The sequence below is a fragment of the Nostoc sp. CHAB 5715 genome (assembly GCF_020829685.1).
GTDB lineage: Bacteria > Cyanobacteriota > Cyanobacteriia > Cyanobacteriales > Nostocaceae > Nostoc.
The window spans coordinates 1-5,011 of the sequence record NZ_JAIVFR010000570.1 but is presented as its reverse complement, the minus strand read 5'-3'; the positions used below and the strand labels follow the sequence as shown (position 1 = coordinate 5,011).

Genomic DNA, 5,011 nt, shown 5'->3' with positions numbered 1-5,011 from the left:
ATGTCACCGCAGGCATAAGCATCAACAACTTTCTGACGCAAGTCGAGAGAGTAGGCTTTCATAGCGACCAGTTATCAGTAGAATTGTTCTCTCCTAAGTGTACTGAACTGGACTGATAACCGCTATATTTTCAATACTATCTTTTTGGGTGGCGGCTCGAATTAAAATTTCAAAGATATTCCTTTGTTCACACTTGCCTTGAGACTTGAGCGGAATGTTTTCTGTTAAACAGTTAACTACTTCGTTCAAGGTTTTATTATCAGTTAAAACTGGAGTAGTAGTTGCAGTCATAGTCAAACCAGATATTTTTCTAGCTCAATTTTTACTCAACTCCTTGATAAAATTCTTGGACACAGCACCAGAACCGTATTTTAGTGCGAGAGTTGCTCTTATTTTCGCTAAATTATTAGTTTTAATTATGTTTGGAGTTCAACTAAGCCATTTAACACTGAGATATAAAAGCACAAGTTTTAGAGAAAAAACACTTAAACAGGTATTCACAAAAGAGCGATCGCAAAACTTTTCGGTCTACTGACTATGGGTTGAGCAAACATGACTGGTTAAAGGAATTGTTCAAAAGTTTCAGCACTATGGTCTCCTAACACCCATGCTAAAATACCTAAGTAAAGTGATTTACTGCCGTCCATAGCAGGGCAAACGCATCTTGTCAATAAGAACGTCTCAATCTCAATAAACCCTCAAAAAATCGCATTAATGTCTGCTTATTGAAAATGATTGAGGCGATCGCCTTGATCCTTGGAAAATCACTCAAACGATAAATTCTGATTCTTCCGTTGATACATTAACCAAGGTTTTTGTCAAGACTAATTTAGATGCGTTTCCCCTGCAGGAGAATCGCTACAAAAATAAAAAGATTTCTTTTGTTAACTTTTGTTGTGGTGGCATGATTAGCGAAGTAAAAAACTCATTCATTAGCTCTGTTTTAAGCGATGCTGGATTACAACGCCCACCATCACAAGACTTTAACCCACGAGGATTTATTAGTTTCTCTGAAGAGGAATTAGAAAAAGCAGATGGTGATGTTATGTTTGTCATTGCTTATAGCGGGAATCATACAGGTGAGCGTGATTTAAGCATTCTTCAGAAAAAACCGCTTTGGAACAAGCTGAAAGCTGTTCAACAAAATCGTGTTTATTATGTAGACCCTACAATCTGGAGAGCGCGAACTTCGCTTGCGGCTGATGCAGTAATCGATGATTTATTTAAATACCTTGTCAACACACCTTAAGCTCAGATTTCTCACCAGATTTAAAATATGAGCAATTACCTGAAATAACCGAATCTTGCATTTGTCTAACTTTTTTAAATTGCTATTTTCGCACAAATTCCATCTATATTAATTGAGGAAAATTTTAGCTGATTATCATTAATTATTTTCTCTAAATTTGGCACTTACCATGAAAGATTTGCAAGTATCCAAAAAGCATCCACTATTACGTTTGTTACTCTATGCCAGAGACTACCACTCTCAAGTAAGGAGTGCTGTAACCTTTACCATAATCAATAAAATCTTCGACCTAGCGCCATCCTATTTAATTGCCCAAACTATAGATGTCGTGGTGGAAAAAGAAAATTCCCTAATTGCCAAAATCGGCATAACCAACATCATTGGACAACTGGCGATACTATCATTATTAGCATTATTAATTTGGAGTTCGGAGTCGTTATTTGAATTTTTATATACTCGCCTGTGGCGTAATTTAGCTCAAACCATCCAGCACGAACTGCGTCTTGATGCCTATAGCCATTTACAAGAACTAGAACTGAGCTACTTTGAGGAACACTCTACAGGCACACTCCTATCAATTTTAAACGATGATATTAATCAATTAGAACGGTTTCTCGATTCTGGGGCTGCGGAAATTCTGCAATTTATCACCACAGTTTTAGTTGTAGGCAGTTCATTTACTCTTGTGGCTCCCAATGGAGCGTGGTTGGCAATACTACCCATACCCTTGATTTTCTGGGGTTCATTAGTATTCCAAAAACGATTAGCTCTCCGTTATGCAGATGTCCGTGACAAAGCTGGATTCATCAATAGCCGTTTAGCCAATAACCTCTCAGGGATTGCCACAATTAAAAGTTTTACTGCTGAAACCTACGAACAAGGTCGTGTCCTCTCTGAAAGTGAAGCTTATCGTCGCAGTAATCGTCAAGCTATTACTGTTTCTGCTGCGTTTTTCCCAGTAATTCGATTCATAGTTGTACTAAGTTTCATTGCTACGCTGTTTTTTGGTGGTATTTCAGTGGCGAATAATCAGTTAACTGTAGGAAACTATAGTTTCATAGTGCTGATTGTGCAGCAATTATTGTGGCCATTTGCTACTTTGAGTTCCGTCATGGATGAGTATCAACGGGCTATGGCTTCCGTCCGTAGAGTGATGGGGTTGTTAGATACTCCTATTGCTATTCCCACAGGGAACCATTCTTTTCCATCAACAACAGTACGCGGTCAAGTGCATATTGACAATATCACCTTTGCTTACAACGGTCGCACCAATATACTCAAAAATCTATCACTGCATATTCCAACCGGGGCAAGCATTGGCATTGTCGGTGCAACGGGTTCTGGTAAAAGTACCTTAGTCAAGTTGCTACTACGCTTTTATGAAGTCCAAGGTGGACAAATCCTGATTGATGGTATCGATATTCGAGAGTTGCAACTAGCAGAACTACGACGTTGTATCGGTTGGGTAAGTCAAGATGTGTTTCTATTTCACGGTACGGTAGCTGAGAACATTGCTTATGGCAGTTTTGACGCTAGTCACAACGAAATCATTCACGCTGCCAAATTAGCCCAGGCACACGAATTCATTCTGCAACTACCCCAAGGATACGATACTATCGTTGGCGAACGGGGTCAGAAGCTTTCTGGTGGTCAACGTCAACGAATTGCGATCGCTCGTGCTATTCTCAAAGACCCACCAATTCTCATTTTGGATGAGGCGACTTCTGCGGTGGATAATGAAACGGAAGCGGCTATTCAGAAGTCGCTGGCGATGATTACTCAAAATCGCACGACAATTGCGATCGCTCATCGTCTTTCGACGATTCGTCACAGTCATTGTATTTATGTGATGGATCGTGGTCAAATTGTGGAGCAGGGTAAGCATGAGGAATTACTCACGCTCAATGGCATTTATGCTCTTTTGTGGCGCGTACAGTCTGGGCTTTACCATCAGTGAGGTCCATCCTTGACAGGTTCAGTAGACCGAAAAGTTTGGCGATCGCTAAAAAATAGTAGTCTGTGATACTGTTTTCGGAGAAAAGTGCAAAAGCTGAAAGACTTGAAATAATGATAAGTTTAGCTTATTAATAAGTCCCAACAACCAACCAAAATCAGCCGGACGTAAGTAGGTGTGATTTGAATCATAAAATAAAGTGCGACTCGTTCAGCCGAAACTGGGGAAACCCTTGAGATGGCTGGCTTCTCCAAAGTAACTAATATCTAGAACACCGATTCAGTAATCAGGATGAAGTAGCAGACTGCTCAGTGGTGTGAGTAAAAATTTTGGCAAGGACATGAAGATTATGAACAACGGCAGTACGGCGAAGATCAAAGAGATTTTTGCGAGAACCAACGTAACGAGCTTGATCCCCCTGCCATCGACCAATGTGGGATAAGGAATGCTGGGGTGTGAGTATCAATGGAACAGAAAACCGGGATAAGAAAAAAATCTTAAAAAATCAACCATTTTTCCATGTATATACATGATAAACTAGGACATTATGTATAACTTACTTTCAATGGATCAATATTCAGGCACTAGACAAAAGTCTCAAAGACGACCACGCACAGCAGATGGTAAATTTACGTGAGTTCGACGGTTATAAAAAGGTAAAAAGCTTGCTATGCATGAATTTGCATAACTGGATGGATTTGCAAAACAAGTCATTCACGGCAGCGATCGCTACGATTAATGGAAAATCGGTAAAAAAGTGACAAAAAAAAGCCGAGACTAAGAATATCTAATAAAAATAAGGGTCAGGGCTTAGTCTACAATTGTATCTCGCCTCGACATCACACAGATTTTCTGCGATGTAGATGATTTCTGTTCGTCATGGGAGAGGATGTGGCAACAAGTACCGCAGCTATCGTCAATGATTGGAGAGCGTCGCAGCACTTCTCGGATGCATCTATCGGAGATAATGACGATTGCGATGGCTTCGCCAACGCCAAGGGCGAACGCTTTTCATGGTTCAGGCTACCGAACATTCAAAGAGTTTTATACCCTGCATGTACTCCCTAGTTGGCATGGCGCCTTCCCGAATCTAGTCAGCTACAGCAGATTCATTGAATTGATGCCGTGGTGCTTGATGCTTTTGTGTTGTTTTTTGCATACACGCACAGGTGAAATTACAGGAATTAGTTTTATTGATTCTACACCAATAGAAGTTTGTCATCGATGTCGGGCACACGCACACAAGGTATTTAAAGGATTAGTCAAATGGGGAAAAAATTCTGTAGGTTGGCATTTTGGTTTTAAACTTCATTTAATTATTAACGACCGTGGAACCTTGAGCATTTCAACTTACTCCTGCAAATGTCGATGACCGTGAGCCAGTCCCAGACATGACCAAAGACATAAGAAAGTAAATTATTTGGTGACAGGGGATATATTTCAAAAAAACTCTTTGAGGAGTTATATGAGCGGGGATTACAGTTAGTTACTAAATCTAAAAAGAATATGAAAAATCGCTTGATAAAAATAATTGATAAAATTCTTTTACGCAAGCGAGCAGTAATTGAGTCTGTTAATGACCACCTGAAAAACTTGTGCCAAATTGAACATTCTAGACATCGAAGTGTTTTCAACTTTTTGGTCAACTTGATGGCTGGTTTAGCTGCTTATACTTATTTGCCTCAAAAACCTTCACTTGATATTTATCCCAAAGACTTGCCTGCCCTTCCTCCTGCCGTTTTTTAGTTCATCGAACTCACGTTAATCTGTTGCCCATTCGATCCACTGCTCGACTTCTGGGCGGGTTA

At 40.0% G+C, this 5,011-nt stretch carries 5 protein-coding genes and 1 pseudogene; 4 read left to right on the top strand and 2 right to left on the bottom strand.

Annotated features, from left to right (window positions below):
- Nucleotides 1–93 precede the first annotated feature (93 nt).
- Nucleotides 94–291 carry a hypothetical protein gene (locus tag LC574_RS26310; RefSeq protein ID WP_229456484.1) on the bottom strand — a complete coding sequence of 66 codons (198 nt, stop codon included), beginning with the start codon at nt 289–291 and terminating at the stop codon, nt 94–96.
- A gap of 613 nt (nt 292–904) precedes the next feature.
- Here LC574_RS26310 and LC574_RS26305 point away from each other — a divergent pair.
- Nucleotides 905–1,249: an ABC transporter substrate-binding protein gene (locus LC574_RS26305; protein ID WP_229456482.1), complete on the top strand. Its 345-nt coding sequence runs from the start codon at nt 905–907 to the stop codon at nt 1,247–1,249.
- Between the two features lie 169 nt (nt 1,250–1,418).
- Nucleotides 1,419–3,206, top strand: coding sequence for an ABC transporter ATP-binding protein (locus LC574_RS26300; protein ID WP_229456480.1), 1,788 nt, complete (start codon nt 1,419–1,421; stop codon nt 3,204–3,206).
- 283 nt (nt 3,207–3,489) lie between these two features.
- Here LC574_RS26300 and LC574_RS26295 read toward each other — a convergent pair whose 3' ends face one another.
- Nucleotides 3,490–3,669 carry a hypothetical protein gene (locus LC574_RS26295; protein WP_229456486.1) on the bottom strand — a complete coding sequence of 60 codons (180 nt, stop codon included), beginning with the start codon at nt 3,667–3,669 and terminating at the stop codon, nt 3,490–3,492.
- 154 nt (nt 3,670–3,823) lie between these two features.
- Here LC574_RS26295 and LC574_RS26290 point away from each other — a divergent pair, with 154 nt between their 5' ends.
- Both LC574_RS26290 and LC574_RS26285 read left to right on the top strand, forming a co-directional pair.
- On the top strand, nt 3,824–3,964 hold the full coding sequence (locus LC574_RS26290) for a hypothetical protein (RefSeq protein WP_229456478.1): 141 nt from the start codon (nt 3,824–3,826) through the stop codon (nt 3,962–3,964).
- Nucleotides 3,965–4,092: 128 nt separating this feature from the next.
- A pseudogene (locus LC574_RS26285) lies at nt 4,093–4,949 on the top strand (IS982 family transposase).
- Nucleotides 4,950–5,011 lie beyond the last annotated feature (62 nt).